The following is a 25,259-nucleotide window of genomic DNA, read 5'->3' on the forward strand; positions in this document are numbered from 1 at the left end:
ATACGCACCCTTGGCGGGATAACAGGTAGCACGCTCAGTATTTTGTAGGGAATTTGTGTCGAATTGGTGAGAAACCTATCCAGACCTTGTGGGGCAAGTGCTAAACCTTCAGATATAAAAAAGCCCCGGCTCTTTCGAGTCGGGGCTTTTGCGTTTCAATGGCAACTGCTTACAGCGTCGGGTAGTCGATGTAGCCGACCGGGCCCTTGGCGTAGAACAGTTCCGGGCGCGCTTCGTTCAGCGGCGCATCGGCTTTCAAGCGGGCCGGCAAGTCCGGGTTGGCAATGAACGGCACGCCAAAGGCGACCGCATCGGCCTTGCCGCTGGCCAGCCAGGCATTGGCGCTGTCCTTGGTGAAGCGCTCGTTGGCGATGTAAGGGCCGCCGAAGGCTTCCTTGAGTTGTGGGCCGAGGCTGTCCGCACCTTCTTTCTCGCGGGAGCAGATGAAGGCGATGCCACGCTTGCCCAGTTCACGAGCCACGTAGGTGAAGGTTTCGGACAGGTTGTCATCGCCCATGTCATGGGAATCGGCGCGTGGTGCCAGGTGCACACCGACGCGGCCGGCGCCCCAGATTTCGATGGCGGCGTCAGTCACTTCCAGCAGCAGGCGGGCACGGTTTTCCAGGGAACCGCCGTAGTTGTCGGTGCGCTGGTTGGTGCTGCTTTGCAGGAACTGGTCGAGCAGGTAGCCGTTGGCGCCGTGGATTTCCACGCCGTCGAAGCCGGCGGCCTTGGCGTTCTCGGCACCGACGCGGTAAGCGTCGACGATGTCGGCGATTTCAGCGGTTTCCAGGGCGCGCGGCGTCGGGTAGTCGGCCATCGGGCGCACCAGGCTGACGTGGCCCTTTGGCTGTATGGCGCTCGGCGCGACCGGGGCATCACCGTTCAGGTACGACGGGTGCGACACCCGGCCCACGTGCCACAGTTGCAGGAAGATCTTGCCGCCCGCGCCATGGACCGCCTTGGTCACGTTGGACCAGCCACGCACCTGGTCGTTGGACCAGATGCCCGGGGTGTCCGGGTAGCCGACGCCCATCGGGGTGACCGAAGTGGCTTCGCTGAGGATCAGGCCGGCGGAGGCGCGCTGCACGTAGTACTCGGCCATCAGCGCGTTCGGCACGCGGCCTTCGTCGGCGCGGCAGCGGGTCAGCGGCGCCATGATGATGCGGTTGGCCAACTCGAGGTCGCCCAGTTTGATCGGATCGAAAATAGTCGTCATCTAATACAACCCTCGTGAGGTAATGGTGAATCAGTGGGTAGCAGGTGCCAGATCGGGATTGCCGCTCTGACGGAAAGTGATCAGGGTGACCAGCAGGGCGAGTACTGCCAGTGCGGCTGCGGCGAGCGGCACGCTGGTCAGGCCGAAGCCGTGGGCGATCACACTGCCGCCGACCCAGGCACCCAAGGCGTTGCCGACATTGAAAGCGCCGATGTTCAGGGTCGACACCAGGTTCGGTGCGGCCTTGCCGAAGGTCACTACGTTCACTTGCAGCGCAGGTACGGCGGCAAAACACGCGGTGGCCCAGAGGAACAGGGTGATTTCGGTCGGGATCAGCGCGACGCTGGTCCAGGTCAGCACGGTGGACACCACGGCCATGGTGACGAACACGCCGATCAGGGTCGCGGCCATGCCTTTGTCAGCCAGCTTGCCGCCGATGATGTTGCCCACCGTCAGGCCCAGGCCGATCAGCATCAGGGTCCAGGTCACGCCACGGGGCGAGACGCCGGTGACTTCGCCCAGCAGCGGCGCAACGTAGGTGAACAGGCTGAACACCGAGGCGGCGAACAGCGCGGTCATGCTCAGGGACAGCCAGATGCCGGCGCCCTTGAGTGCGGCCAGTTCGGCGCGCATGTCGAGTTTTTCTTCATCACGCTGTGCCGGCAGGAAGCGGATCAGACCGATCAGGGCGATCACACCGATCACGGTCACGGCCCAGAAGGTCGAGCGCCAGCCGGCTTCCTGACCGAGGGCGGTGCCCAACGGCACGCCGAGGACGTTGGCCAGGGTCAGGCCGGTGAACATCAGGGCCACGGCCGAAGCGCGTTTGTTCGCAGGCACCAGGCCGGCGGCTACCACTGAACCGATGCCGAAGAAGGCGCCATGGCACAGGGCGGTGACCACACGGGCAAACATCAGCACGTTGTAGTCGCCGGCCACTGCGCAGAGCAGGTTGCCGATAATGAAGATGCCCATCAGCGCCACCAGGGCTGCCTTGCGCGGCAGTCTGGCCGTGGCCAGCGCCATGAACGGCGCACCGATGGCCACGCCCAGGGCGTAACCGGTCACCAGCCAGCCGGCACCGGGAATCGACACACCGAGGTCGGCTGCCACGTTGGGCAGCAGGCCCATGATGACGAACTCGGTGGTGCCGATGGCGAAGGCGCTCAAGGCGAGGATGAGTAGCGAGAGGGGCATTATCTAATTCCTTTTCGGCTTCAGAGCTCTTGGCTGAAGGTCTTGAGGAATTCCTGGATGGTTTCCTCGTTGCGTTTGAAAAAGTGCCACTGGCCGACTTTGCGGCTGCTGATCAGGCCGGCGCGTTGCAGGGTCGCCAGGTGTGCGGACACCGTGGACTGCGACAGGCCGCAACGTTGATCGATCTGCCCGGCGCAAACGCCGTGCTCGTTGCTGTGGGACTGGTCGGGAAATTCGACTGTCGGGTCCTTGAGCCAGTGCAGGATTTCTCGCCGTACCGGGTGTGCCAGGGCTTTTATTATTTCGTCGAGGTTGATGGTCATGATGTGGGCTCGTGATGTTTAAAACGCTATATCGCGATGAGGCGAACTTTAAATCGGTATTTCGCGATATACAAATATGATTTAGCTCTGAGCCGCTCACATTTCGGTATATCGAGTTATAACGATACGTTGAGTGTAACAAGACAAGGGGGCAGTGCTAAGCTGCGCCCATGAACTATCTCGCACATCTTCACCTCGGTGGCCAGCGTCCCGGCCAATTGCTCGGCAGCCTGTATGGCGATTTCGTCAAGGGACGGCTGCAAGGGCAGTTCGCTCCGGAAATCGAGGGGGCTATCCAGTTGCATCGCAGCATCGACGTGTTCACCGATCGCCATCCGCTGGTGGATGTCGCGTTGTCGCGTTTCTCCCTGACCCGTCGGCGCTACGCGGGGATCGTCCTCGACGTGTTTTTCGACCATTGCCTGGCTCGGGACTGGGCGCTGTATGCCGACCGGCCTCTGGCGTTGTTCACCTCGGACGTCTATCGGGCATTGTCCAGCGAACGGCAACTGCCGGAGCGGCTGGCGAAGATCGCGCCGCACATGGTGGCCAATGACTGGTTGGGTTCGTATCAGCAGTTCGAAGTGCTGGAGCAGGTGTTGCGCGGGATCTCGCGGCGCCTGACCCGGCCGGAAGAGCTGGCGGCGGCGATGCAGGAGTTGCGGCGGTTGTATGAACCGTTGAGCGAGGACTTCCGGTTGTTCTATCCGCAGCTGCAGGATTTTGCCCGGAACTATCCAACACCATAAGTAACTGTGGGAGCGGGCTTGCCAGCGATTGCGATAGTTCATTCAACATCACAGTTGAATGTTTAGCCGCCATCGCGGGCAAGCCCGCTCCCACAGGGATGTGTGTTTACGCAGCAATTGCGGGGCGCATTGGAACTTGCTGTTTTTCCGGAATCGCCCCGAACAACACCTTCTGCACCGCCTGCTGCGCCTCGAACGCCAATGCCGCGCGTTCCCGACCTTCGCAAGCGATCGGCTTGAGCAGATGAATCTCCACGCCGCCACGGTCGTTGCCGAACAGGCGCATCAGGTGCGAGAGCAGATCATCGTCGCCAATGAATGGCGCCAGTGCGCAAGGCCTGCCGTCACGCACGTAACGAATCGCCACCGGCTGCATCGCCACTTGGGAATCGATGGCGGCGGACAACAGGCGGCCATGGAACGTACGCAGCGAACGGCCATCGGTGGTGGTGCCTTCCGGGAACATCAGCAGTGGGTGTGCCTGTTCCAGATGACGGGTCATCTGCTTGCGGATCAACTGGCTGTCACCCGAGCCACGACGGATGAACAGGCTGCCGGCCTTGGCCGCCAACCAACCGGCCACAGGCCAGGTGCGCACTTCGGCCTTGGACAGGAACGACAGCGGCGTGAGCATGCCCAGCAGCGGGATGTCGGTCCAGGACACGTGGTTGCTGACCCAGAGCATCGGCGCCTTCGGCAACTCGCCGTGGACGGTCACGTCGAAGGGTAGGGCGTTGCTCAGGCGGGCCATGAAAAAACGCGACCAGCGCTGCCGGCGCGCCATCGAATGGGCCAGTCCCAGGCGCTCGAACACCCCGAACACACTGGCCATGCCCAGCCCCAGCGTCACCACCAGCAGCACTCGCGCGACTCGCGCGTACACGCGCAACCGGCTCATTACACCGCCGCCTTGAAGTGTTTGGCGTAGCGCGGGCAGAGTTCGTCGCGCTTGAGCAGGATGAACACGTCGGCGACCTGGAAGTCTTCGTCCCAGCAAGGCTCGCCGCAAATCTTCGCGCCCAGGCGCATGTAGGCCTTGAGCAGCGGTGGCATTTCGGCAATCACGTTCGACGGGATGTCCAGGCTCGGCAGCGGTTTTTTCGGCTCGGCGCGCAGGTGTTCGGTGCACAGGTAGCGCTCGCGCAGACGCTGCATGATCGCGTGGGCCTGCACGCCGCCATCCTGCATCGGAATGCTCGCGCAACCCATCAGGTAGCTGTAGCCACCCTGGTTCAGGACTTCCGCCAGTTCGCCCCAGAGCACAGCGATGGTGCCGCCGTTACGGTAGGCCGGGTCGACGCAGGTGCGACCGATTTCCAGGATCGGGCCTTGCAGGTGCACCAGGCCGTGGAGGCTGAATTCTTCTTCGCTGTAGAACCTGCCCAGGCTGCTGGCCGCCGTGTGGTCGAGCAAACGGGTGGTCGCCACCAGACGCCCGGTGTTCAGGTCACGCACGCCGATGTGAGCGCAGTGAACGTCGTAGTCATCCATGTCCAGACCCAGCTCGGCACCCTTGAGTTTGGCGTTGAATTCGCCGCTGAACACGTTGAAGCGCAAGGCCTGGGCTTCCTGCAAAGCCTCGGCACCCACCAGGCGTTCGGCTTGCAGGCGGCGTTCGTTGCCGGTGTCGCTGATGCGGGCGATCTGAGTCATGACGAATCTCCGTGCGGGCTGCTCACCCGTCTTTGGGCTACAGCGAATCGACTTTCTTTGTCTAGCCGTGTTGTGCAAAGTCAGGCTATGTAGCCCCGGTGTCATCGCCATTAAGCTTTGGTGATGCTTATATGACAGCCCACAAGGAGCCTCTTATGCCCTGGCAAACCCTGTTGAACCGCCGTGATCGCTTGCCCGCCAACCCGGACCTGGCCGAAGGTTTCGCGACCTTGTTGCAGCAGTTGGGTACGGTTACGCCGTTTGAATTGGCGGTGCTGGGCGGGCGGTTGATGGCGACACCGGGGCTGGCGTTTCTGGTGGGCTACCAAGCGGCATTGCGCATGCTCTGGCCGAGCGCGCCGCTGAGCCTCGGCGCGTTGTGCGCCACCGAACAGCGCAGCCTGCGCCCGGCGGACATGCAGACCCGACTGAGTGGCTTGCGCCTGAGCGGACGCAAGGATTTCGTCACCGCCGGCGACGCCGCCGACTGGTTGCTGGTGGCGGCGCGTAATGAGGAAGCCGACGCCGACCCACGCTTGAGCCTGGCGGTGATCTATCGCGATGAGCCGGGTGTGCGCGTGGAAAAACTGACGCCGATCCCGTTGATGCCGGACATCAGCCATGGCCGGTTGATTTTGGATAATGCGTTGTGCGAGCTGCTCGCGGGGGATGGTTGGGATGCGTACGTCAAACCGTTCCGCACGCTGGAAGACATCTATGTGCTGAGTGCGATGACAGCGTGGTTGTATGGCGTCGGTCAGGAATGCGATTGGCCGCAGGGCCTGCAATTGCGCTTGCTGGGGCTTTTGGCCGGGTGTGCGGAAACCAGTCGCCAGCCACCGACCAGCCTGGCCGGGCATGTGGTGCTGGGCGGGTTGTTTGCACAGTTCGAAGGGCTCAAGGCCGAGGTGAATGAGGCGCTGGCTGGAGGGCCTCCAGAGTGGGCGACGATGTGGCAGCGGGATCAGGCGGTGATGGAGTTGGCGGCGGGGGCTCGGGGGAAGCGGTTGGCCAAGGCACTGGCGCAATATTCGTTGAATTGACTGGCCTCATCGCTGGCAAGCCAGCTCCCACAGGGGATCTTTGGTGTGAGCGAGATCCCTGTGGGAGCTGGCTTGCCAGCGATGAGGCCCTCACAGGCAGCACACACTTCAGAACTGTCATCAACCTCGACTAGGCTCAGCAGGTTCAATCTCCGAGCCCTCGCCATGCCCAAAGGCTTGTCCCTGATGTTCCTGCTGTTGCTCAGCTTCACGGCCCGGGCCGAATCCTGGCCCGCGGAGCAATGGCTGACCACCCCGACGCCGACCGGTCCGGCGCTGCAAGCACTGGAGGCCTACGCCTTCCCGTCCCGCGATGACGCCACTCGCCAGGGTGTTCGTACCGATGCCTTGCTGGTGATCCGCGACGGCCGGTTGATCTACGAACGCTACGCCGGCCCGACGACGGCCGAGACGCCGCACCTGGCCTGGTCGATCAGCAAGAGCCTGATGGCCACGGTCCTTGGTGTGGCCTACGGCGAAGGGTTGTTCAAGCTCGACGACCCTGTGGCGAAGTTTTATCCGCCACTGCAAAAATCTCCCGGCCTGACCATGGCCGACCTGATGCACTGGGCCTCGGGCCTGGATTGGCAAGAAGACTACGAATACGCGCCGCTGAAATCGTCGGTGGTGGCCATGCTCTACACCCGCGGGCACCACGACATGGCCGCGTTCACCGCGGACCATGCGGAGTACGCAGCGCCCGGCCAGGCATTTCGCTACTCCAGCGGCGACAGCAACCTGTTGTCCGCCGCGCTGAAAACCATCGTCGGTCCCGGCCGTTATCCCGACTTTCCGTGGACTGCATTGTTCGAACCGCTGGGCATTCGCCACGCGATCTGGGAAACAGATGCCACGGGCACTTTCGTCGCGTCGTCCTATGCCTACCTCACTGCACGGGACCTGGCCCGGGTCGGTCTGTTGATGGCCCGCGAGGGTCGCTGGGCAGACAAGCAACTGCTGCCCAAGGATTGGGTGGCGTTCAACCGCGAGCCGTTCGCTCACTATCACGCACACGAAGACGATGCCGTCCCCGGCGGCCAATGGTGGCTCAATCGAGCCGTTGAGGGCGCGGCACGCCCCTGGCCCGATGCCCCCGCCGATACCTTTTCCGCACTGGGTCATTGGGGGCAGGCGATGTACGTGATCCCCAGTGAACAGCTGGTGATCGTGCGCTACGGCGATGACCGCGACGGCAGCTACCGGCACAACGAATTGCTCAAATTCGCGCTCAAGGCCTTTGCCGGGAAAGTGCAGCCATGAGCGGATTCATTCGCCGTCGACCAGTCAGCTCCCTGTTGCTGATCCTCCTGATCGCCTTGCTCGGCTGGATCTGGCACGAACGGGTGGCGCTGTGGGCGTTCCCCGACATCATCAGCGCTTACACCGCCAAGGAGTACTGTTCGTGCCGCTACGTGATGAACAACGATGCCGAGTACTGCCACGGTTATGTGCAACAGTGGCTACCCGCCAGCGGCTTTGCCGATGATGTTGCTGGCAAGCGGGTAACGGTCAGCGGCATGGGCCGCAGCAACAGCGCAGTGTGGATCGGCGAGCGCCAGGGCTGTCGCTTGCAGCCCTGAGTGCGATGAAGTGCCTGGGTGAGAGGAGGGCTTTTGTGGCGATGGGGTAACGGATGGCTTGCAATGCGCTGAAGGCCAGTTAAGGTTCAGCACAGGTTTATCTGCCCCACGAGTCTCTATGTTCAAGCGCTCCACCCTCCAAACCCTCACTTTCCTGCTGCTGACCGGCGCCGCGTTGTCGGCCCGCGCCGACTGGTACCTCGACGGCGAGTCTTCGCGCCTGTCATTCGTCAGCACCAAGAGTGCCAATGTTTCCGAAGTGCAGCGCTTTCTGGTGTTGCACGGCAAGGTCGATCCCGAGGGGCTGGCGCGGGTGGAAGTCGAGCTGGAGTCGATCAACAGCGGCATTGCGCTGCGCGACGAGCGCATGCGCAAGGAGCTGTTCCAGATCGACCGGTTTGCCGAGGCCTTGATCACCACGAAAATCGATCTGCGCCCGATCAACGACCTCGCTCCCGGTGCGCAGCTGGAATTGCGCCTGCCGCTGACGGTCGACCTGCACGGCAAACAACATGAGTACAACGCCCAACTGCTGGCGACCCGTCTCGATGACCGGCGCTTTCAGGTGGTGACCCTCGAGCCGCTGGTGATCAACGCCGAAGATTTCGATTTGGCTCCCGGCCTGGAAGCGTTGCGCAAAATGGCCGGTTTGTCGGCGATCAGCCTGTCGGTACCGGTGAGTGCGGTACTGATTTTCGCGGCGCGCTGACATGGCCGGAGCGATTTTTCCATGGCGTGAAGGCAACCACTTCGAACTGCTGGTCGATGGTCCGCAGTTTTTTCCGCGCATGCTGGTGGCGATTGCCCGGGCTGAAGAACAGGTCGAACTGGAGCTGTATCTGGTGGAGGCGGGCGCCTGCGCCGAAGCCATGGTCCAGGCCTTGGTGCAGGCCGCCGAGCGCGGTGTGCGGGTGCGCTGCCTGTTCGATGATTACGGCAGCCTCGCCTTCACCCTGGCCTTGCGTCAGCGGCTGTTGTCCGCCGGTGTGGAGCTGCGTTTTTACAATCGCCTGAGTTGGCGACGTTGGGTCGGCAACTTCTACCGCGATCACCGCAAGCTGCTGCTGGTGGACCAGAGCCTGGCCGTGGTCGGCGGTACGGGTGTGACGGATGAGTTCTGGACACCGGGCGAAGACGTCAGCGAATGGCATGAGGTGATGGTAAAAATCACCGGCCCGCTGGTGCTCGACTGGCAGTTGCTGTTCGACCGTCAGTGGATCGCCAACCGCCATCGTCGCGCCTGGCGACCGGCCTCGCATTTCGGCTTGCCGCGCCTGCCACGGGTGCCGTCCATAGGCGAGGGCATGGGCCGGGTGGCCTATGCCGACGCCCGCCAGCACCGGGACATACTGCAATCGCTGGTGCGTGCCCTGAACAGCGGCCAGCGCCGGATCTGGCTGGCCACACCGTACTTTCTGCCGACCTGGAAAGTCCGCCGTTCCCTGCGCCGGGCCGCCGCCCGGGGCGTCGATGTGCGGTTGCTGCTGACCGGCCCGCGAACCGATCACCCGTCCGTGCGCTACGCCGGGCATCGCTACTACCCGCGACTGCTCAAGGCCGGGGTGAAGATCTTCGAGTACCAGCCATGTTTCCTGCACCTGAAAATGGTCCTGATCGATGACTGGGTGAGCATCGGCTCGTGCAATTTCGATCACTGGAACCTGCGTTTCAACCTGGAAGCCAACCTGGAAGCGCTGGACCCCGGACTGACCCGGGCGGTAGCGACGAGTTTCGAACGGGACTTCGGGTTGAGCGAGCAAGTCAGCCTGGAAGAGTGGCGGCGCCGGCCACTGTGGCGACGGGTCAAGCAGCGGGTGTGGGGATGGGTGGATCGGGTGGTGGTGAATCTGCTGGATCGACGGGGTTGACGCCGATCTTTTGAACACCACAAACCACTGTGGGAGCGGGCTTGCCCGCGATGGCGGCTTAACAGGCAACTTGGATGTTGGATGTTATGGCCTCATCGCGGGCAAGCCCGCTCCCACAGGTTTTTGCAGTGTTTGAACGGTTACAGCAACTCAAAACTCTGCTGCGTCACGTCCTCTGAATCCAGGCCGATCTGCACGTTGAACTTGCCCGGTTCCGCCGCGTATTTGAGCTGGGCGTTGTAGAACTTCAGGTCGTCCTCGGTGATGGTGAAGTGCACGACTTTCTGCTCGCCGGCCTTGATCATCACTTTCTGGAAGTTCTTCAGTTCCTTGATCGGGCGGATCATCGAACCGGCCACATCCTGGATGTACAACTGCACCACGGTCTCGCCGTCACGCTTGCCGGTGTTTTTCACCGTGACACTGGCGTCGAGCTTGCCGGTCTTGTTCAGCGTGGTCGACGACAGGGCCATGTCGCTCAGGGCGAAATCGGTGTAGCTCAGGCCGTAACCGAACGGGTACAGGGGGCCTGTGGTGTCATCGAAGTACTGCGAGGTGTAGTTGCCCGGTTTGCCGGGGGTGAACGGCCGGCCGATGGTCAGGTGGTTGTAGTAGGTCGGAATCTGGCCCACCGAGCGCGGGATGCTGATCGGCAGTTTGCCCGACGGGTTGTAGTCGCCGAACAGCACGTCGGCGATGGCGTTGCCGCCCTCGGTGCCGCTGAACCAGGTTTCCAGGATCGCGTCAGCCTGTTCCTTCTCTTCGAGGATCGTCAGCGGGCGGCCGTTCATCAACACCAGCACCAGCGGTTTGCCGGTGGCTTTCAGGGCGCGGATCAGCTCGCGCTGGTTTTCCGGGATGTTCAGGTCGGTGCGGCTCGACGACTCGTGGGACATGCCACGGGATTCGCCGACGGCGGCAACGACCACATCGGCATCCTTGGCCGCTTTCACCGCTTCGTCGATCAATACGTTGGCCGGGCGCGGGTCATCCACCACTTCCGGCGCGTCGAAGTTGAGGAAGTTCAGGTAACCGAGGATTTTCGGGTCGCTGGTGATGTTGGCGCCACGGGCGTAGATCAGTGTCGATTTGTCGCCCAGGGCGTTGGTCATGCCGTCGAACAGGGTCACCGATTGAGCAGGTTTACCGGCGGCGGCCCAACTGCCCATCATGTCGATTGGCGCCTTGGCCAGCGGACCGACCAAGGCGATTTTCGCGGTCTTCTTCAGTGGCAGGGTTTCATTGCTGTTTTTCAGCAGCACCTGGCTGCGGCGCGCCACATCACGGGCCTCGGCACGATGCAGGCGGCTGTCGGCGTAGGTGTCGACCGGATCGTCTTCGGCCTTGCCGATGCGCAGGTACGGGTCCTTGAACAGGCCCATGTCGTACTTGGCGCCGAGCACCGCACGCACGGCGTTGTCGATATCGCTCTGCTGGATCTCGCCGGACTTGAGCAGCCCTGGCAGCTCTTTGCCGTACAGGGTGTCGTTCATGCTCATGTGGATGCCGGCCTTGATCGCCAGCTTCGCCGCTTCGCGACCGTCGGCGGCAACGCCGTGCTTGATCAGCTCGAAAATCGCCCCGTGGTCACTGACGGCCAGGCCCTTGAAGCCCCATTCCTTGCGCAGCAGGTCGTTCATCAGCCAGGTGTTGGCGGTGGCCGGTACGCCGTTGATCGAGTTCAGCGCGACCATCACGCCGCCCGCGCCGGCCTCGATCGCCGCGTGGTAGGGCGGCAGGTAATCCTGGTACATCTTGACCGGGCTCATGTCGACCACGTTGTAGTCGCGGCCACCCTCGACCGCGCCGTACAGGGCGAAGTGCTTGACGCTGGCCATGATGCTGTCGGCCGCGTTGGCGCCCGTGCCCTGGAACGCCTTGACCATCACACCGGCAATGCGCGACACCAGGTAGGTGTCTTCGCCGAAGCCTTCGGAGGTGCGGCCCCAGCGTGGGTCGCGGGAGATATCGACCATCGGCGCGAAGGTGATGTCGAGGCTGTCGGCCGCGGCTTCCTTGGCGGCGATGCGCCCGGACAGGCCGATGGCGTCCATGTCCCAGCTCGAGGCCAGGGCCAGCGGAATCGGGAAAATGGTGCGGTGGCCGTGGATCACGTCGTAGGCGAAGAACATCGGGATCTTCAGGCGGCTGCGCATGGCCGCGTCCTGCATCGGCCGGTTTTCCGGGCGGGTGATCGAGTTGAACGTACCGCCGATGTTGCCCGCGGCGATTTCCTTGCGGATCATTTCGCGAGGCATTTCCGGGCCGATGCTGATCAGGCGCAACTGGCCGATCTTTTCATCGAGGGTCATTTGCTTCATCAGGTTGCTGACGAAGGCGTCCTTGTTCTCCAGGGGTGCGGGCGTCGTGGCGGCCAATACGTTATGACTGGCCAGGCTGACGAACAGGCCCAGCAAACACAGCTTCTTCATGAATAGTTTTCTCAAGGGCCCAAACGGCGATGTACACGCCGGCCAGCCAAAATTTAGGGAGCGTCTATTGTTGTTCGGGTGCCGGCTCAAAAAACCAGAGCCAAAAACGACAGCCAGAGGGCGGATGCGTTTTTGCGCAGGGCCTCTTTTTAGCCCATCGGCCCGTTGCAATCCAGAGGCGCGGGCGATTATGCCCCAAGAGCCGGCCCAGAAGGTTTCACGGTCGGTTTTTTCATGAAATGCACAAGGGAGCATCATCCTGATGAATGTAAGTCCAACCTACCGTTCGCGCCTGCAGGTCGCCACGCTGCTGATGCTGGCCACGTTGCTGACCGCTTGCGGCATCAACAACATCCCGACCCTCGACGAACAGGCCAAGGCCGCCTGGGGCCAGGTGCAGAACCAGTATCAGCGGCGCGCCGACCTGATTCCCAACCTGGTGGAAACCGTCAAGGGCTACGCCAAGCATGAAGAACAGACCCTGACGGCGGTCATCGAGGCCCGGGCCAAGGCCACGTCGATCCAGGTGGATGCCTCGACCCTCGACAACCCGGAAAAACTCAAGCAGTACCAACAGGCCCAGGACCAGCTCAGCGGCGCCTTGAGCCGTTTGATGGTGGTGTCCGAGCGGTATCCGGACCTGAAGGCCAACCAGAACTTCCTCGCCTTGCAGTCGCAACTGGAAGGCACCGAGAACCGGATCAGCGTGGCCCGGCGTGATTTCATCCTCGCGGTGCAGAAATACAACACCGAGATCCGCACGTTCCCCGGTCGCCTGTGGCACACCGTGATGTACAGCGATCTGCCGGTGCGCGAGACCTTCGAAGCCACACCGGGGTCGGAAAAGGCCCCCGAGGTCAAATTCTGAAAAGCGCTGATCGGCGTCACTACGCAAGAGGTTGCCAATGCGCGTGTTGAAAGCGGGCCTGATGCTGTTGCTGTGGGCGGTAGTGATCACCGCCCGGGCCGAACTGAGTTTTCCGGCGCTGACCGGGCGCGTGGTCGATGGCGCGCAGTTGATCGAGCCTGCGGTGCGCGAGCAGCTCAATCAGCAGCTTCAGGCCCATGAACAGGCCACCGGCGAGCAGCTTGTGGTGGTGACGTTGCCGGACTTGCAGGGCACCGACATCGCCGACTTCGGTTACCAGCTCGGCCGCCACTGGGGCATCGGGCAGAAGGACAAGAACAACGGCGCCTTGCTGATCATCGCCCGGGACGAGCGCCGACTGCGTATCGAAGTCGGTTACGGCCTGGAGGATCGCCTGACCGATGCCCAGAGTTCGGTGATCATCAACCAGGTCATCACCCCGGCGTTCAAGACCGGCAACTTCAGCAAAGGCATCAGCGACGGTGTGGCGGCAATGCTGGTGGTGCTGGGTGGCAACCCCTTGGACGAACCCTCCACGGCGTACGAATCCAGAGGCGATCCGGGGGACGATTTCATCGCGCGCCATCCCGGGGTGTTCGTGTTTTTGGTGATGCTGTTCATCCTGACTGTTTTTGTGTGTCAGATGCTCGGTATCCTTCCCGCCGGCCGGGGCGGCTCCGGTGGATCCGGGGGCGGTTTTGGCGGTGGTGGTTTTGGCGGCGGCGGTGGAGGCGGGGGCTTCAGCGGCGGCGGGGGCAGTTTCGGCGGGGGCGGTTCGTCCGGCGGCTGGTGATAATAATAATGAGCAGGCGATTCACGACATGGCATTACTGACTGAACACGAACAACGCAAAGTGGCCGAGGCAATCGCCCGGGTCGAGCGCGACACCGACGCAGAACTGGTGACCGTGCTCGCGGCCCGCGCCGACGACTATGCGTACATCCCGTTGCTGTGGGCCAGCCTGCTGGCGCTGCTGGTGCCGGGCATCGTGCATTACCTCACCGGCTGGCTGACCATGCACAGCCTGCTGATGGTGCAATGGGCCCTCTTCATCGTGCTGTGCCTGGTGTTCCGCCTGCCGAAAGTCACCACCCATCTGGTCCCGCGCTCGGTGCGCCACTGGCGCGCCTCGAACCTGGCGCGCCGGCAGTTCCTGGAGCAGAACCTGCACCACACCGAAGGCAGCACCGGCGTGCTGATCTTTGTATCCGAGGCCGAGCGTTATGTGGAAATCCTCGTGGATGAAGGGATTTCCAGCCGCCTGGACAACAAGAACTGGGACGCCATCGTCGCCACGTTCACCCGGCAAGTGAAGCAGGGGCAGACGCTGCAAGGGTTTGTCAGCTGCGTCGAAGCCTGTGGCGAGCTGCTCAAGGTGCATGTGCCGGTGACCCATGTGCGCAACGAATTGCCGAACAGGCTGGTGGTGCTCGGCTAAGTCTTGTCTTGGTGTTGTGTAGCGCTCGCCGCTACAACTCCCGTCAATTGTCCGGGTTTGGCCTTGTCGTCAGTATTTCTCTCTAACAGTGGACACCCAGTGACGGGTGTACTCGCGAAGAGGGATTCTTATGACAGCCCGACAATCAAATGACTCTTTGGCAGGGGCAGCTCGTGGTGGAGAGGGAAGTACGCCCAAGGCGAAACTGACGGCCAAGGAAACACAAATCCTGATGTGGTGTTTCAAGGGCAAGACTTCCTGGGAAATCGCCAGGATCGAGAATTGCACGGAATCCACCGTCAATTTTCACTTCGCCAATATTCGCCGAAAGTTCGATGTCAGCTCGCGCACCTGCGCATTGCTCAGGGCGATCGAGTCGGGTGCGATCGTCGTGGACTCGGTCGTAGCGCGAGGTGCCCATGAGCCTGACTGATTCGACCTACAACGGCATCAATGGGCTCATGTTGGGGATGGGGATTGCGACACTGCCAGTTATTAATGGTGAGGTACTGTTCGGTGCAATGCTCGGCGCCTGGCTGGTCACGACCACTCGCACCAACTTCAAGGCCTGGCAGCGCATCGGTTCCTGGCTGCTTTCTGCCGGTGTCGGATACCTCTTTACGCCTGTCGCGCATCCGCTGGCACCTTTTCTGACCGAGGGTGTAACGGCCTTTCTTTGCGCGCTGATCGTTATTCCCATCAGCATCAAACTCATGCAATGGATCGATGGTGCCGCTATCGGCGAGATCATCCGACACCTGAGAGGGCGAAGATGATGGACCGTGCAAAGGGGGGCATATCAGGTTTCTTTAGCCGCTTTAAGCGTTGCCAGAATAGCGGCCATTTCGCAAAGCCTTAGTTCCATATCACGTAGTCGATGCTTTTCCTCGAGTGCGTTTTGTATGGCGCAGCGATCATCTTCGCCGAGCAAACGCCAGAGCGCGAGAATGGCATTTTCCCGTGGGCTTTCCGGGCCTGCCTGCGAAGAGCTGGTAACTGTTTGTCTCAAAATTGGCCCTTCGCCCAACAACAGCCAGTCAAGGGAAACACCGCGTGCTTGGGCAATTTCTACGCATAATGAGTAAGGCGTGCTGTCGCGACCTTTCCAGCTACTCAGTGTCTGGGGGCTGATCTGTAGTGCGGTAGACAAAGAAGCATCGGTTTTAGTACCGGTAATTTGCTTCAGTCGAGCCAGAACAGCTTGTGATTTTTTGCTACGCAATTTGAGCCTCTTCCTTTTGACATATGCTTTTTGAGTGCCTAATTTATGCGTAATGAGTACTTTTTTTCTTGTAAGTAATCAATCATCAAAGATGAGTCAGAAGAATACGATGTCGAAACTTCCTAATAGTATCAAGGTGATTTCCTACGAGCATGGCTCGAACCCATTACAGATCTGCCCGATGCAATTCCTTATGCCTGGCAGGCACTGTTCGCAAGACCGGAACGCCGCGAAGAGTATTGCGTTTGATCAGGCTGATTGCCACCAAATGACCATAAGGAATCAAGCATGAGTACTTATAAAATGGTGTGCCCGCACTGCTTGAGCAGGATGCGCATCCGTACCAGCGAAGGCCGACATATTTTCCTGCGGGTGGCGTATCTGCAATGCACGTCGGAAGCGTGTGGGTGGTCCGTACGTGCCGAATTTGAAATGACCCATGAGCTTTCGCCCAGTGGCATGCCGAATCCGGCCGTACGCCTGCCTTGTGCCGGACCCGATTTGCGCCGTGCCGCCCGGCCTGTTGCAGAAAGTCCTGTGACGGCAGACGTGGCGCAAGAGGTGTGAACATGAAGGTCACCGATGAACACGCAGAGTTGAATGAGGAGCTGTTGGCTATTGCGCAGGCGTTTCTGGAGCGTCATGAAAGTGAAGGGGAGGCAGGTGATCAAGTGCTGTTTTGCCGAGCGGTGCGGCATCTGCAGAACATGGATGTGCCGATGTATCTGGCGGAAGGGCTGGTTAGCCGTGCCTATGGGGTACTCAAGTCATGCAACGACCGTCGGCGCCTGGACATCGCTGCAAGCTCCGAAACGGTCGCCGTGGTGACTGACCCTGCCAACGGCCTGACCTGGGCAGTACCGGTGGGGCTGATCGTCAAGCACATCATAAATTCGCCGAACAACCGCAGGCTTCGCCTGGTGGAGTCTTGAAGTTTCAAAGGCTGTGTCGGGGTCCTGGGCCGGTTGACCGGGACCTCCCACAAAATAACCCCGTGCCCAAAGTCCTCGTCCCCCTTAAAATAACGGCATTCTTCGATTTGCACCGCCTGAGGCCGTTTCTCCATGTCCGTCACCGCCACTCCTGCCAGCCTCGCGCCGGATCATCACGCCCAGTTCATCGACCTGCTGCAAACCAGCCTTGAGCACAATGCGTTCATCAAACTGGTGCTGGCCAAGTACGCGGGCGATGAAGCGGACCTGCAGCGCATCATCATCAAGCCGGTGACCGTCAAGGCGCAGCCTTGCCTGTCTTTCGTCTACCGCTACAAGACCCGCGATATCACCAAGAACCTGCCGCTGGCCGAAGGCGTGGCGAGCATTGCCGGGTTGCTGCCGGCGTCGTTCAAGAATGCGCATTTGTTGTCGTTGACCGATGAAGCCCAGCTCGAATACAGCAAAAAGGGCAAGTCATCGCTGTTCAAGAGCAAACCGCAGCAATTGCGCGAAGTGCCATCGGCCGAGCACAACCGTGAAAAAAACCGTTTTCTTGACCTGAGCCGGCCGTTTCTCGCCGACCTGGGCGTGACCAACAAGCAGCATGAACTGATCCCGGCGATGTCGCGCAAGTGGAAGCAGATCAACAAGTTCATCGAAGTGTTCAGCCATGCGTTGACCTCGTCACCCCTGGCGCTGGACAAGCCGGTGCGTGTGGCGGACTTCGGTTCGGGCAAGGGCTACCTGACCTTCGCCATCCACGATTACCTGCGCAACACCCTGAAGGCCGAAGGCGAGGTGACCGGCGTCGAGCTGCGTGAGGACATGGTCACCCTGTGCAACACCGCTGCCGCCAGGCTTGAACACCCCGGCCTGGTGTTCAAGTGCGGTGACGTGCGCAGCGTGGCGCCGAGTGAGCTGGACGTGATGATCGCCCTGCATGCCTGCGATATCGCGACCGACTATGCGATCCATACCGGCATCCGTTCCGGCGCTTCGATCATCATGTGCTCGCCGTGCTGCCACAAGCAGATCCGCCTGCAAATCCAGAGCCCGGCGCTGCTCAAGCCGATGCTGCAATACGGCTTGCACCTGGGCCAGCAGGCGGAGATGGTCACCGACAGTCTGCGCGCGCTGTTCCTTGAGGCTTGCGGCTACGAGACCAAGGTGTTCGAGTTCATCTCGCTGGACCACACCAACAAGAACAAGATGATCCTGGCGGTCAAGCGCGCCGAGCCGGTGGACCCGGCCCAGTTGCTGGCGAAGATTCAGGAACTGAAGGACTTCTATCACATCAGCGAGCATTGCCTGGAAACCCTGCTGCGCGCTGACGGTTACCTCTGACCTCCCTGTAGGAGCCGGCTTGCTGGCGATGGCGTCCTCAAAATCGCCATCGCCGGCAAGCCGGCTCCTACAGGGTCAGGCAGTGGCAGTTCGCGCCGGGCGCACTGTGGTTTTGCGCCCGAGCATCACAGTGACAATCACCCCGCCAGCAAACAGCCAGGTAATCGGCTCCACATGTTCTCCGAAGAACAACGCCGAAAAGGCGATGGTGAAGAAGATCTGCAGCAACTGGATCTGACTGACCCGGGCTATGCCGCCCATGGCCAGCCCGGCGTACCAGGCAAAGAAGCCGATGAACTGCGAAAACAGCGAGACATAACCGAAGGCCCACCAGGTCTTGGCGGAAATTTCGCCCTGATGTTGCAACGCCAGGTACACCACCGGGCCGATCAGCAACGGCGTCGACAGCACCAGCGCCCAGCAGATCACCTGCCAGCCGCCCATCTCCCTGGCCAACCGGCCTCCCTCGGCGTACCCCAGTCCACCCACGGCAATGGCGCCGAGCATCAGCAAGTCACCGGCCTGAATGCTGCCGGCGCCGCTGATCAGTGCATAACCGAGCACCAGCGCGCTACCCAGTGCGGCGCAGGCCCAGAAGGCTTTCGAAGGCCGTTCATGGGACAGCCATGCGGCGTACAGCGCCACGCACAGCGGCTGCAGACCGTTGACCAGCGCACCGTGAGACGCCGGCAAGGTTTGCATGGCCCAGGCCGACAACACCGGAAAACCGAGGATCACCCCGGCCATCACCAGCGTCAGGCCTTTTACCTGTTTCCAGGTTGGCCATTTTTCCCGGCGCCAGAGCAACAGCAACGCGGCCGGAACCGCCGCAAACAATGCCCGGCCCAGGCCGTTGAGCAGCGGGTGGAGTTCCTGCACGACGATCCGCGTGAAGGGCAGGGTGAGGCTGAAGATCACAACGCCGAGCAGGCCCAGGGCCATGCCGGTGTTTTCGCGCGAGGACATGATGGCAACCAGAATCGTGGGTGATGGGGGATGTCGTTATATAGCCATAAACCTGGTGAAAGCCGCTGTTACAGCTAGGTGCAGAGTTATCCGTACAGTTTGAGGCCGCCATCGCGGGCAAGCCACGCTCCCACAGGTCCTGTGTTCAGGTAGTAGCCGGTTGTTACCCGCCCGGCTGGATAAGGACTACCTTGAATACTCCTGCACGCCCACTTCCAGAGGAGTCCTCCCCATGGCTGCGAAAAAAATTCTGATGCTGGTCGGTGATTACGTCGAAGACTATGAAGTGATGGTGCCGTTCCAGGCGCTGCTGATGGTCGGCCACACGGTACACGCCGTTTGCCCGGACAAGACCGCCGGCCAGACCGTGCGCACGGCGATCCATGACTTTGAGGGTGACCAGACCTACAGTGAAAAACCCGGTCACCTGTTTGCCCTGAACTTCGATTTCGCCAAGGTCGACGCCGCCGATTATGACGCCGTGCTGATTCCGGGCGGCCGTGCGCCGGAGTATCTGCGCCTGAACGAAAAGGTCCTGGAGTTGGTGCGCGCATTCGACAAGGCCGGCAAACCGATCGCCGCCGTGTGCCATGGCGCGCAGTTGCTGGCGGCAGCGGGTGTTCTCGAAGGTCGTGAATGCAGCGCCTATCCGGCCTGCGCTCCGGAAGTGCGCCTGGCGGGCGGTACGTATATCGAAATCCCGGTGACGGACGGCCATGTTCAGGGCAATCTGGCCACGGCTCCGGCCTGGCCTGCGCACCCGAACTGGCTGGCCGGTTTCCTGGGTTTGCTGGGTACCAAAATCACGCTGTAACGAGGGATAGGTCCATGTGCGAGCTGTACGTCAAAGCCGACCCGATTCTGTACGAATCACGCTCGCGCTCACTGCGCATCTGCGGGGTGGTCACCACCCTGCGGCTGGAAAACCAGTTTTGGGACATCCTCAGCGAAATCGCCGAGGTTGATGGCATGACCACCAACCAGTTGATCGCCAAGCTGTATGAAGAGGTGATGGACTATCGCGGCGAGGTGGTCAATTTCGCTTCGTTCCTGCGGGTCAGTTGCACGCGGTACCTGAGTCAGCGGCGCACGTCGGCGCCGGAGTTGTCGGTGGTGCGGGCAGTGGTGAAGTAGCAGCGACCGCATCGCCCCTTTCGCGAGCAGGCTCGCTCCCACAGGTTCAATGTGATCCCTGTGGGAGCGAGCCTGCTCGCGAAGGGGCCAGAACAGGCGACAGAAGCCTGGAGCTGGTCTTTACTGTGAAGCGCATTACCTCTCAATCGCCAAGGAGAAAACAGCATGTCCGGATGGTATGAAGTGAGCAAAAGCAGCAATGGCCAGTTCAGGTTCGTCCTCAAGGCGGCCAACGCCGAGACCATTCTGACCAGCGAGCTGTACACCACCCACGCCGCCGCCGACAAAGGCATCGCCTCGGTCCAGGCCAACAGCCCGCTGGATGAGCGCTACGAGAAGAAAACCACCAAGGATGGCCATCCGTATTTCAACCTCAAGGCCGGTAACCACGAGATCATCGGCAGCAGCGAGGCCTATGCCTCTGCTGCCGCCATGGAGAAAGGCATCGCCAGCGTGAAGGCCAACGGCTCGACGACGGTGATCAAGGACAAGACCTTGCCGGTGCTTTGAGATCAACACACATCCCCTGTGGGAGCGAGCTTGCTCGCGATGAGGCCACCACATTCAACATCCATGTTGTCTGATAGGCTGCCATCGCGAGCAAGCTCGCTCCCACAGTGTTTTTATATACGGCTGGAGATCAGCGCAGGGCCATCAACAGATCTTGCAACTGAGCACAACCGGCCTCACTCAACGGGAACACCGGCAGCCGCGGATCTCCCGCCTCCAGACCCGTCGCCCGCAAACCCGCCTTGATCGTCGCCGGCAAACCACCCTTGAGGATGAAATCCAGCAGCGGCAACTGCCGATAGAACAGCTCGCGTGCCTTGAGCAAATCGTTGGCCAGCACGGCGTCATACAAATCCAGATTGAGCTGTGCGATCAGGTTCGGCGCCGCCGTGCACCAGCCTTTTGCGCCGGCGGCAAAAGCCTCCAGAGCCAGGGGATTGCAGCCGTTGTAGAACGGCACCCGGCCTTCGCCCAGGCGTTGCAACTGGTGCATGCGCTGGATGTCGCCGGTGCTCTCCTTGACCATGGTCACGTTTTCCACGGCGTTGAAAATGCGCAGGATCAGGTCCACCGACATGTCGGTACCGCTGGTGGCCGGGTTGTTGTAGAGCATGATCGGCACGCCGATGCTGTCGCCGATGGCGCGGTAATGGGCGAGGATTTCCGCTTCGCTGAGCTTCCAGTAGGACGCCGGCAGTACCATCACCACATCGGCACCCTGGGCTTCGGCGAAACGCGCGCGGCGTATCGCCTTGGCGGTGGTCAGGTCCGACACGCTGACGACGGTGGGCACGCGTTTGGCCACGTGCCTGATGCTGAATTCGCTGACCTGATCCCACTCCGCGTCGCTCAGGTAGGCCCCTTCGCCGGTGCTGCCCAGTGGTGCGATGGCGTGCACGCCGCCCTCGATCAGACGGTCGATGGAGCGCCCGAGGGCGTCCAGATCGATGCCTTCGCCATTGGCGGTAAAAGGCGTGATGGTGTAGCCGATGATGCCGTGAATGTTGGCGGTGGACATGGTGTCTCTCCGTTCTATCAATGGGTTCAGTTCAGGCAATCGGCGTGTTCGCGCAGGATCTGCCGGGTGTAGTAGTTGAAAGCGGCGGCGTGGCGTTTGGGCCGGGCAATCCAGTCATGGGCTTCACGGCCCAGCGCGGGGATGATCGGCTTGATGGTCCCGGCGCTCATCGCCAGCAGTTGCAGTTTCGCGGCGCGTTCGATCAGTTGCGCGATGACACAGGCTTCCTCGATGGAGCTGCCGGTGGACAATTGACCATGGTGCGAAAGCAGGATCGCCCGTTTGTCGCCCAGCGCCCCGGCAATCAGTTCGCCTTCTTCGTTGCCCACCGGCACACCCGGCCAGCCTTCGAGAAACGCGCAGTCGTCATAGAGCGGGCAGAGGTCCATGTGGGAAATCTGCAGCGGCACTTCCAGCATCGACAAGGCCGCAACGTGGGTCGGATGAGTGTGGATGATGCAGTTCACATCCGGGCGGGCGCGGTACACCCAGCTGTGAAAACGATTGGCCGGGTTGGGCATGCCGTGGCCTTCGAGCACCTCCAGGTCTTCGTTGACCAGCAGCAGGTTGCCCGCGCTGATTTCGTCGAAACCCAGGCCCAGTTGTTGAGTGTAGTAAGTGCCGGGTTGCGGACCGCGGGCGGTGATTTGCCCGGCAAGACCGGAGTCGTGGCCGTGCTCGAACAGGATGCGGCAGGTCAGGGCCAGCTTTTGCCGGGCGGTCCACGTATTATCCGCCAGGGTATTTTGCATTTGGCTCAGCGCGTGCTTGACCAGTTGCTCTTTGGGCAGTGCTAATGTCTTGGCCATATCGGTGTCCTTTGGGTGATTCAATGCACTTTGCCGCTCACCGGTTCCTCGCAAAGTCGTCGGTGAGTGCAAATGACACTAAAGAGGCTATATGACACTTTGTGTCATTGGCAAGGACAAATCGTTGCCTCCTTGATGGATTAACCGCTCTACATGTCTATCCGTTTGAAATTACTAAGAAAAAAACTTGGCGTGACCTTGGAAGCCTTGGCCGAACAATCCGGCATGACCAAGAGTTACCTGTCGAAAGTCGAGCGCGGACTGAACACTCCGTCGATTGCTGCCGCCCTGAAACTGGCCAAGGCGCTGAACGTGAAGGTCGAGGAATTGTTCAGCGAAGACAACGTCAGCCTCGACAGCTACAGCCTGGTGCGCAGCCACGAGCGCCAACCTTTGGGCGCCAGCGACAGCAATCCGGGTTACGCGGTGCTGGCCCATCAGGTCAGCGAACGCAGCCTGTTGCCGTTCATCATTTACCCGCCGGCCGAATTCACCGACAAGACCTTCAAGGAGCATCTGGGCGAGGAGTTTCTGTTCGTCCACGAAGGACGAGTGGAAGTGGACTTCATGAACGAGCGCGTGCTGCTCGAACGTGGCGATGCGTTGCACTTCAATGCACAGAAGCCGCATCGGATTCGTTCGGTGGGGGAGGTTCAGGCGCAGTTGCTGGTGGTGGTGCATAGCACCGAAGAATGAGTTGACCTTAAAAGCTTCGTCGGAACGCCGCCCGGAGCAGGCTCGCTCCCACATTGGAATGCATTACCCCTGTGGGAGCGAGCTTGCTCGCGATAGCGGTAGCCGCGTCGCCGCTAAACCTCGACCGGAACCGTGAGCTTCGTCCCACCCAACGCATGGCTCGTCGAATCAAAAAACCGCAGCTCGACCCCCGTCCCCTCAAACACTTTCGCGTAGTGCCGCTTCTGGTGCTGGATGAACGCCTTGCTGCGCGGGTAGATCGAGATCGCCACTACCTGCGGCTTCGCCAGGCGCAAGGCATGGATGATGTGGCTGTCCTGCTCGCCCAGCGCATGGCCGAAGATGCACAGCGCCTGGTCGTGACCGAGCAGTTGCTCGTAGCAGAACGACAGATAGTCCGAGCTGCGAATGGTCTTGAGCTTGTCCGCGCTCGGCCCTTCGTTGACGAACAGCGGCACGTCGTCGAGGGTCTTGATCGTGTTGTTGATGGCGAAATTGCCCAGCAGCGTGCCCTCGGTCGACATCAGCTTGCGCGCCGTGCCGTCCTGGTTGCGCACCAGGTGCAGACCACCGTGCAGGTACAGCAAGCGGGTCTTGTCGGAGGCCGTGGCGCTCAGGTCGAAAGCCGGTTCGGCACCCTGGAACAGATCGGTGATCGCCTCGGGCTGCTGTTGCACGGCCCAGTAATTGAGCAGGTCGTAATTGGTGGTGAACACCGTGCGATAGCGGGCCAGTTCCTGATTGATCGTCGCCAGCGTCGAAGGCACCACCAGCCGCCACGGGATATGCAGCGCATGCACGCTGTTGATCAGCGCTTCCTTGATCGCGTAGTAGCGATTGCGCGGCGCGGCGGAGCTGACGGCCAGGGCCTTGTTGACCCGGCTGGTGGTTTTCAGGGCGCTCAGTACCTGCTCGAAACTGCGCGTCTGCATCGCATCGAACACGCTCAGCTCGGACGGGCTCAGGGGTTTTTCTTCAACGGTGCGGGCGTTTTCGAACAGCGACTCGTAGCCGAAATCGTCCCACACCGCGCGGCTGGCGCCGTTGCCCACCAGCAAGCCACTGAACGAAGCGGTGTTGCGCAAGGCGTTCCAGTCTTCAAGTTGGGCGTCGACATCCTGGAAATCGGTCATTGCGGTCTTCGTCTCACGGCAAAAGGTCTGTGGGCGGCGACTTTATCACGACCGGGCGCTCGACCACGGTACGACGCGGGCGAACAACGTTATGCTGCGACTTCGTCCGCGCCGACTTCGCCGAGTACCCGATGCTGCAAAAAAGCCTGATCCGCCGTCTCGACCTGATCACTCTGCAACTGTTCGTCGCCGTCCATGAAGAAGGCACGCTGACCCGTGCCGCCTCGCGTGAAGCGATCGCCGTCTCGGCGGCGAGCAAGCGCCTGATGGAGCTGGAGGAGGCGCTGGGCATCAGCCTGTTTGTGCGCCAGGCCAAGGGCATGTCGCTGACGCCGGCCGGTGAAACCCTGCTGCATCATGCCCGGCAGATGTTGTTCAACGTCGAGAAAATGGGTCTTGAGCTGGGCGAGCACAGCCACGGTGTGCGCGGCTATGTGCGGATGCTCGCCAACCTGTCGGCGATCATTCAGTTTTTGCCCGAGGACCTGCGGGACTTTTCCGAGCGCCACCCACAGGTCAAGACCGACCTCGAAGAACGCCCCAGCGCCGGGGTGATCCAGGGCGTGCTCGACGGGGTGGCCGACCTCGGCATCTGTTCCATCGACAGTGACATCAAGGGCCTGCACAGCGTGCTGTACCGCCAGGACAAACTGGTGGTGCTGATGCCGCCCGATCATCCATTGGCGAACCGCTCGAGCGTGGCCTTCGCCGATACGCTGCAGAGCGATTACGTCGGGCTGCATGCCGCCAGTTCGATCAACATGCGTACCCATGCGGCGGCCCGCGAAGCCGGCAAGGTGCTGCGGGTGCGCATTCATGTGCCGGGGTTCGACGCCATGTGCCGCATGGTCCAGGCCAACATGGGCATCGGCGTCCTGCCGCAGCGGGCCTATGAGTTGTTTGGCCGGGCGCTGGGTTTGCACGCGGTGCCGTTGACGGACGAATGGTCGGACCGGGCGTTGATCCTGGTGGTGCGCGATGAGGCGTTATTGTCGCCGGTGAGCCGGATGTTGTTTGAGCATTTGCGGGGTTCAGCCTGATAGTTCTCGGCTGAATGGGCTGGCCTCATCGCGGGCAAGCCCGCTCCCACAATGGGTGATGTGAAGCACAAATTGTGCGAA

The 25,259-nt window shown here is 61.3% G+C and carries 30 protein-coding genes; 19 read left to right on the forward strand and 11 right to left on the reverse strand.

The window, feature by feature from the left end; all coding sequences use genetic code 11:
- Positions 1-169: 169 nt before the first annotated feature.
- Genes AB4O16_RS23120 through AB4O16_RS23130 form a run of 3 tightly spaced genes read right to left on the reverse strand, consistent with a single transcriptional unit; the run spans position 170 to position 2,739 of the window.
- Entirely contained in the window at positions 170-1,219 is a 1,050-nt protein-coding gene (locus AB4O16_RS23120) for an alkene reductase (protein ID WP_460155893.1), read from the reverse strand.
- Positions 1,220-1,249: 30 nt separating this feature from the next.
- Positions 1,250-2,416, reverse strand: coding sequence for an MFS transporter (locus tag AB4O16_RS23125; RefSeq protein WP_460155894.1), 1,167 nt, complete (start codon positions 2,414-2,416; stop codon positions 1,250-1,252).
- A 20-nt stretch (positions 2,417-2,436) separates the two neighbouring features.
- The gene (locus AB4O16_RS23130) at positions 2,437-2,739 is read right to left on the reverse strand and encodes an ArsR/SmtB family transcription factor (RefSeq protein ID WP_116262187.1); all 303 of its coding nucleotides are present in this window, start codon (positions 2,737-2,739) and stop codon (positions 2,437-2,439) included.
- A gap of 170 nt (positions 2,740-2,909) precedes the next feature.
- Between AB4O16_RS23130 and AB4O16_RS23135 the strand changes: the two genes are divergently transcribed.
- Positions 2,910-3,488: an acyl carrier protein phosphodiesterase gene (locus tag AB4O16_RS23135; protein WP_160389078.1), complete on the forward strand. Its 579-nt coding sequence runs from the start codon at positions 2,910-2,912 to the stop codon at positions 3,486-3,488.
- Positions 3,489-3,594: 106 nt separating this feature from the next.
- On the opposite strand, the gene AB4O16_RS23140 is transcribed toward AB4O16_RS23135, so the two are convergent.
- Entirely contained in the window at positions 3,595-4,386 is a 792-nt protein-coding gene (locus AB4O16_RS23140; RefSeq protein WP_460155895.1) for a lysophospholipid acyltransferase family protein, read from the reverse strand.
- Positions 4,386-5,141, reverse strand: a complete 756-nt coding sequence (gene olsB / locus AB4O16_RS23145; RefSeq protein WP_103394524.1) for an L-ornithine N(alpha)-acyltransferase — start codon at positions 5,139-5,141, stop codon at positions 4,386-4,388. The genes AB4O16_RS23140 and olsB overlap by 1 nt, the downstream gene beginning before the upstream one ends.
- A 155-nt stretch (positions 5,142-5,296) precedes the next feature.
- Here olsB and AB4O16_RS23150 point away from each other — a divergent pair, with 155 nt between their 5' ends.
- The 5 genes from AB4O16_RS23150 to AB4O16_RS23170 all read left to right on the forward strand — a co-directional run bounded on the left by AB4O16_RS23150 (position 5,297) and on the right by AB4O16_RS23170 (position 9,632).
- Positions 5,297-6,184 (forward strand): acyl-CoA dehydrogenase family protein, encoded by an 888-nt coding sequence (locus AB4O16_RS23150; RefSeq protein WP_160389080.1) that lies wholly within the window; start codon positions 5,297-5,299, stop codon positions 6,182-6,184.
- A gap of 165 nt (positions 6,185-6,349) precedes the next feature.
- Complete coding sequence (locus tag AB4O16_RS23155; protein ID WP_460155896.1) at positions 6,350-7,444, forward strand: serine hydrolase domain-containing protein; 1,095 nt, start codon at positions 6,350-6,352, stop codon at positions 7,442-7,444.
- Entirely contained in the window at positions 7,441-7,764 is a 324-nt protein-coding gene (locus AB4O16_RS23160) for an amidase (RefSeq protein ID WP_460155897.1), read from the forward strand. Before AB4O16_RS23155 ends, AB4O16_RS23160 begins: the two co-directional genes overlap by 4 nt.
- 118 nt (positions 7,765-7,882) lie before the next feature.
- Positions 7,883-8,473: a YceI family protein gene (locus AB4O16_RS23165; RefSeq protein WP_160389086.1), complete on the forward strand. Its 591-nt coding sequence runs from the start codon at positions 7,883-7,885 to the stop codon at positions 8,471-8,473.
- Position 8,474: 1 nt separating this feature from the next.
- The gene (locus tag AB4O16_RS23170; RefSeq protein WP_460155898.1) at positions 8,475-9,632 is read left to right on the forward strand and encodes a phospholipase D-like domain-containing protein; all 1,158 of its coding nucleotides are present in this window, start codon (positions 8,475-8,477) and stop codon (positions 9,630-9,632) included.
- Positions 9,633-9,772: 140 nt separating this feature from the next.
- Here AB4O16_RS23170 and bglX read toward each other — a convergent pair whose 3' ends face one another.
- Positions 9,773-12,064, reverse strand: coding sequence for a beta-glucosidase BglX (gene bglX, locus AB4O16_RS23175; protein ID WP_460155899.1), 2,292 nt, complete (start codon positions 12,062-12,064; stop codon positions 9,773-9,775).
- A 262-nt stretch (positions 12,065-12,326) separates the two neighbouring features.
- Between bglX and AB4O16_RS23180 the strand changes: the two genes are divergently transcribed.
- The 5 genes from AB4O16_RS23180 to AB4O16_RS23200 all read left to right on the forward strand — a co-directional run bounded on the left by AB4O16_RS23180 (position 12,327) and on the right by AB4O16_RS23200 (position 15,147).
- Entirely contained in the window at positions 12,327-12,932 is a 606-nt protein-coding gene (locus AB4O16_RS23180) for a LemA family protein (RefSeq protein ID WP_460155900.1), read from the forward strand.
- A gap of 37 nt (positions 12,933-12,969) precedes the next feature.
- Positions 12,970-13,725, forward strand: a complete 756-nt coding sequence (locus AB4O16_RS23185; protein ID WP_460155901.1) for a TPM domain-containing protein — start codon at positions 12,970-12,972, stop codon at positions 13,723-13,725.
- 28 nt (positions 13,726-13,753) lie between these two features.
- Complete coding sequence (locus AB4O16_RS23190; protein WP_160389091.1) at positions 13,754-14,371, forward strand: TPM domain-containing protein; 618 nt, start codon at positions 13,754-13,756, stop codon at positions 14,369-14,371.
- Between the two features lie 130 nt (positions 14,372-14,501).
- On the forward strand, positions 14,502-14,804 hold the full coding sequence (locus AB4O16_RS23195; RefSeq protein ID WP_160389092.1) for a helix-turn-helix domain-containing protein: 303 nt from the start codon (positions 14,502-14,504) through the stop codon (positions 14,802-14,804).
- Positions 14,791-15,147: a putative holin gene (locus AB4O16_RS23200; protein WP_160389093.1), complete on the forward strand. Its 357-nt coding sequence runs from the start codon at positions 14,791-14,793 to the stop codon at positions 15,145-15,147. Before AB4O16_RS23195 ends, AB4O16_RS23200 begins: the two co-directional genes overlap by 14 nt.
- Before the next feature lie 23 nt (positions 15,148-15,170).
- Here AB4O16_RS23200 and AB4O16_RS23205 read toward each other — a convergent pair whose 3' ends face one another.
- Positions 15,171-15,593: a helix-turn-helix domain-containing protein gene (locus tag AB4O16_RS23205; protein ID WP_460155902.1), complete on the reverse strand. Its 423-nt coding sequence runs from the start codon at positions 15,591-15,593 to the stop codon at positions 15,171-15,173.
- A 288-nt stretch (positions 15,594-15,881) separates the two neighbouring features.
- Here AB4O16_RS23205 and AB4O16_RS23210 point away from each other — a divergent pair, with 288 nt between their 5' ends.
- The 3 genes from AB4O16_RS23210 to AB4O16_RS23220 all read left to right on the forward strand — a co-directional run bounded on the left by AB4O16_RS23210 (position 15,882) and on the right by AB4O16_RS23220 (position 17,872).
- Positions 15,882-16,160 (forward strand): Ogr/Delta-like zinc finger protein, encoded by a 279-nt coding sequence (locus tag AB4O16_RS23210; protein ID WP_460155903.1) that lies wholly within the window; start codon positions 15,882-15,884, stop codon positions 16,158-16,160.
- Positions 16,161-16,162: 2 nt separating this feature from the next.
- Positions 16,163-16,525: a hypothetical protein gene (locus tag AB4O16_RS23215; protein WP_160389096.1), complete on the forward strand. Its 363-nt coding sequence runs from the start codon at positions 16,163-16,165 to the stop codon at positions 16,523-16,525.
- A gap of 132 nt (positions 16,526-16,657) precedes the next feature.
- Positions 16,658-17,872 (forward strand): class I SAM-dependent methyltransferase, encoded by a 1,215-nt coding sequence (locus AB4O16_RS23220; RefSeq protein ID WP_460155904.1) that lies wholly within the window; start codon positions 16,658-16,660, stop codon positions 17,870-17,872.
- A gap of 75 nt (positions 17,873-17,947) precedes the next feature.
- On the opposite strand, the gene AB4O16_RS23225 is transcribed toward AB4O16_RS23220, so the two are convergent.
- Positions 17,948-18,838, reverse strand: a complete 891-nt coding sequence (locus tag AB4O16_RS23225) for a DMT family transporter (RefSeq protein ID WP_460155905.1) — start codon at positions 18,836-18,838, stop codon at positions 17,948-17,950.
- A gap of 232 nt (positions 18,839-19,070) precedes the next feature.
- Here AB4O16_RS23225 and AB4O16_RS23230 point away from each other — a divergent pair, with 232 nt between their 5' ends.
- From AB4O16_RS23230 to AB4O16_RS23240, 3 genes are all read left to right on the forward strand, one after another.
- Entirely contained in the window at positions 19,071-19,652 is a 582-nt protein-coding gene (locus AB4O16_RS23230; RefSeq protein ID WP_160389099.1) for a DJ-1/PfpI family protein, read from the forward strand.
- 14 nt (positions 19,653-19,666) lie between these two features.
- Entirely contained in the window at positions 19,667-19,972 is a 306-nt protein-coding gene (locus tag AB4O16_RS23235; protein WP_008051823.1) for a ribbon-helix-helix domain-containing protein, read from the forward strand.
- Positions 19,973-20,137: 165 nt separating this feature from the next.
- Positions 20,138-20,482: a YegP family protein gene (locus tag AB4O16_RS23240; RefSeq protein WP_160389100.1), complete on the forward strand. Its 345-nt coding sequence runs from the start codon at positions 20,138-20,140 to the stop codon at positions 20,480-20,482.
- Positions 20,483-20,612: 130 nt separating this feature from the next.
- Here the strand turns inward: AB4O16_RS23240 and AB4O16_RS23245 are convergent, their stop codons facing one another.
- Positions 20,613-21,500 (reverse strand): dihydrodipicolinate synthase family protein, encoded by an 888-nt coding sequence (locus AB4O16_RS23245; protein ID WP_460155906.1) that lies wholly within the window; start codon positions 21,498-21,500, stop codon positions 20,613-20,615.
- Positions 21,501-21,526: 26 nt separating this feature from the next.
- Positions 21,527-22,309, reverse strand: coding sequence for an aldolase (locus tag AB4O16_RS23250; protein ID WP_460155907.1), 783 nt, complete (start codon positions 22,307-22,309; stop codon positions 21,527-21,529).
- 153 nt (positions 22,310-22,462) lie between these two features.
- On the opposite strand from AB4O16_RS23250, the gene AB4O16_RS23255 reads away from it, so the two are divergent.
- Complete coding sequence (locus tag AB4O16_RS23255) at positions 22,463-23,005, forward strand: helix-turn-helix domain-containing protein (RefSeq protein WP_460155908.1); 543 nt, start codon at positions 22,463-22,465, stop codon at positions 23,003-23,005.
- Positions 23,006-23,118: 113 nt separating this feature from the next.
- On the opposite strand, the gene AB4O16_RS23260 is transcribed toward AB4O16_RS23255, so the two are convergent.
- Entirely contained in the window at positions 23,119-24,138 is a 1,020-nt protein-coding gene (locus tag AB4O16_RS23260) for a DUF4917 family protein (protein ID WP_460155909.1), read from the reverse strand.
- Between the two features lie 131 nt (positions 24,139-24,269).
- Here AB4O16_RS23260 and AB4O16_RS23265 point away from each other — a divergent pair, with 131 nt between their 5' ends.
- Positions 24,270-25,178 (forward strand): LysR family transcriptional regulator, encoded by a 909-nt coding sequence (locus AB4O16_RS23265; RefSeq protein WP_160389172.1) that lies wholly within the window; start codon positions 24,270-24,272, stop codon positions 25,176-25,178.
- Positions 25,179-25,259 lie beyond the last annotated feature (81 nt).

Source organism: Pseudomonas sp. S2_H10 (genome assembly GCF_054668285.1).

What these genes read in the sequence shown, in the direction of transcription:
- AB4O16_RS23240 (WP_160389100.1), top strand. Translation starts at nt 20,138, where the DNA reads ATGTCCGGATGGTATGAAGTGAGCAAAAGCAGCAATGGCCAGTTCAGG.
- AB4O16_RS23190 (WP_160389091.1), top strand. Translation starts at nt 13,754, where the DNA reads ATGGCATTACTGACTGAACACGAACAACGCAAAGTGGCCGAGGCAATC.
- AB4O16_RS23160 (WP_460155897.1), top strand. Translation starts at nt 7,441, where the DNA reads ATGAGCGGATTCATTCGCCGTCGACCAGTCAGCTCCCTGTTGCTGATC.
- AB4O16_RS23130 (WP_116262187.1), bottom strand. Translation starts at nt 2,739, where the DNA reads ATGACCATCAACCTCGACGAAATAATAAAAGCCCTGGCACACCCGGTA.
- AB4O16_RS23155 (WP_460155896.1), top strand. Translation starts at nt 6,350, where the DNA reads ATGCCCAAAGGCTTGTCCCTGATGTTCCTGCTGTTGCTCAGCTTCACG.
- AB4O16_RS23265 (WP_160389172.1), top strand. Translation starts at nt 24,270, where the DNA reads ATGCTGCAAAAAAGCCTGATCCGCCGTCTCGACCTGATCACTCTGCAA.
- AB4O16_RS23140 (WP_460155895.1), bottom strand. Translation starts at nt 4,386, where the DNA reads ATGAGCCGGTTGCGCGTGTACGCGCGAGTCGCGCGAGTGCTGCTGGTG.
- AB4O16_RS23235 (WP_008051823.1), top strand. Translation starts at nt 19,667, where the DNA reads ATGTGCGAGCTGTACGTCAAAGCCGACCCGATTCTGTACGAATCACGC.
- AB4O16_RS23200 (WP_160389093.1), top strand. Translation starts at nt 14,791, where the DNA reads ATGAGCCTGACTGATTCGACCTACAACGGCATCAATGGGCTCATGTTG.
- AB4O16_RS23165 (WP_160389086.1), top strand. Translation starts at nt 7,883, where the DNA reads ATGTTCAAGCGCTCCACCCTCCAAACCCTCACTTTCCTGCTGCTGACC.
- bglX (WP_460155899.1), bottom strand. Translation starts at nt 12,064, where the DNA reads ATGAAGAAGCTGTGTTTGCTGGGCCTGTTCGTCAGCCTGGCCAGTCAT.
- AB4O16_RS23215 (WP_160389096.1), top strand. Translation starts at nt 16,163, where the DNA reads ATGAAGGTCACCGATGAACACGCAGAGTTGAATGAGGAGCTGTTGGCT.
- AB4O16_RS23195 (WP_160389092.1), top strand. Translation starts at nt 14,502, where the DNA reads ATGACAGCCCGACAATCAAATGACTCTTTGGCAGGGGCAGCTCGTGGT.
- AB4O16_RS23245 (WP_460155906.1), bottom strand. Translation starts at nt 21,500, where the DNA reads ATGTCCACCGCCAACATTCACGGCATCATCGGCTACACCATCACGCCT.
- AB4O16_RS23170 (WP_460155898.1), top strand. Translation starts at nt 8,475, where the DNA reads ATGGCCGGAGCGATTTTTCCATGGCGTGAAGGCAACCACTTCGAACTG.
- AB4O16_RS23210 (WP_460155903.1), top strand. Translation starts at nt 15,882, where the DNA reads ATGAGTACTTATAAAATGGTGTGCCCGCACTGCTTGAGCAGGATGCGC.
- AB4O16_RS23255 (WP_460155908.1), top strand. Translation starts at nt 22,463, where the DNA reads ATGTCTATCCGTTTGAAATTACTAAGAAAAAAACTTGGCGTGACCTTG.
- AB4O16_RS23185 (WP_460155901.1), top strand. Translation starts at nt 12,970, where the DNA reads ATGCGCGTGTTGAAAGCGGGCCTGATGCTGTTGCTGTGGGCGGTAGTG.
- AB4O16_RS23125 (WP_460155894.1), bottom strand. Translation starts at nt 2,416, where the DNA reads ATGCCCCTCTCGCTACTCATCCTCGCCTTGAGCGCCTTCGCCATCGGC.
- olsB (WP_103394524.1), bottom strand. Translation starts at nt 5,141, where the DNA reads ATGACTCAGATCGCCCGCATCAGCGACACCGGCAACGAACGCCGCCTG.
- AB4O16_RS23225 (WP_460155905.1), bottom strand. Translation starts at nt 18,838, where the DNA reads ATGTCCTCGCGCGAAAACACCGGCATGGCCCTGGGCCTGCTCGGCGTT.
- AB4O16_RS23260 (WP_460155909.1), bottom strand. Translation starts at nt 24,138, where the DNA reads ATGACCGATTTCCAGGATGTCGACGCCCAACTTGAAGACTGGAACGCC.
- AB4O16_RS23230 (WP_160389099.1), top strand. Translation starts at nt 19,071, where the DNA reads ATGGCTGCGAAAAAAATTCTGATGCTGGTCGGTGATTACGTCGAAGAC.
- AB4O16_RS23120 (WP_460155893.1), bottom strand. Translation starts at nt 1,219, where the DNA reads ATGACGACTATTTTCGATCCGATCAAACTGGGCGACCTCGAGTTGGCC.
- AB4O16_RS23220 (WP_460155904.1), top strand. Translation starts at nt 16,658, where the DNA reads ATGTCCGTCACCGCCACTCCTGCCAGCCTCGCGCCGGATCATCACGCC.
- AB4O16_RS23180 (WP_460155900.1), top strand. Translation starts at nt 12,327, where the DNA reads ATGAATGTAAGTCCAACCTACCGTTCGCGCCTGCAGGTCGCCACGCTG.
- AB4O16_RS23150 (WP_160389080.1), top strand. Translation starts at nt 5,297, where the DNA reads ATGCCCTGGCAAACCCTGTTGAACCGCCGTGATCGCTTGCCCGCCAAC.
- AB4O16_RS23135 (WP_160389078.1), top strand. Translation starts at nt 2,910, where the DNA reads ATGAACTATCTCGCACATCTTCACCTCGGTGGCCAGCGTCCCGGCCAA.
- AB4O16_RS23250 (WP_460155907.1), bottom strand. Translation starts at nt 22,309, where the DNA reads ATGGCCAAGACATTAGCACTGCCCAAAGAGCAACTGGTCAAGCACGCG.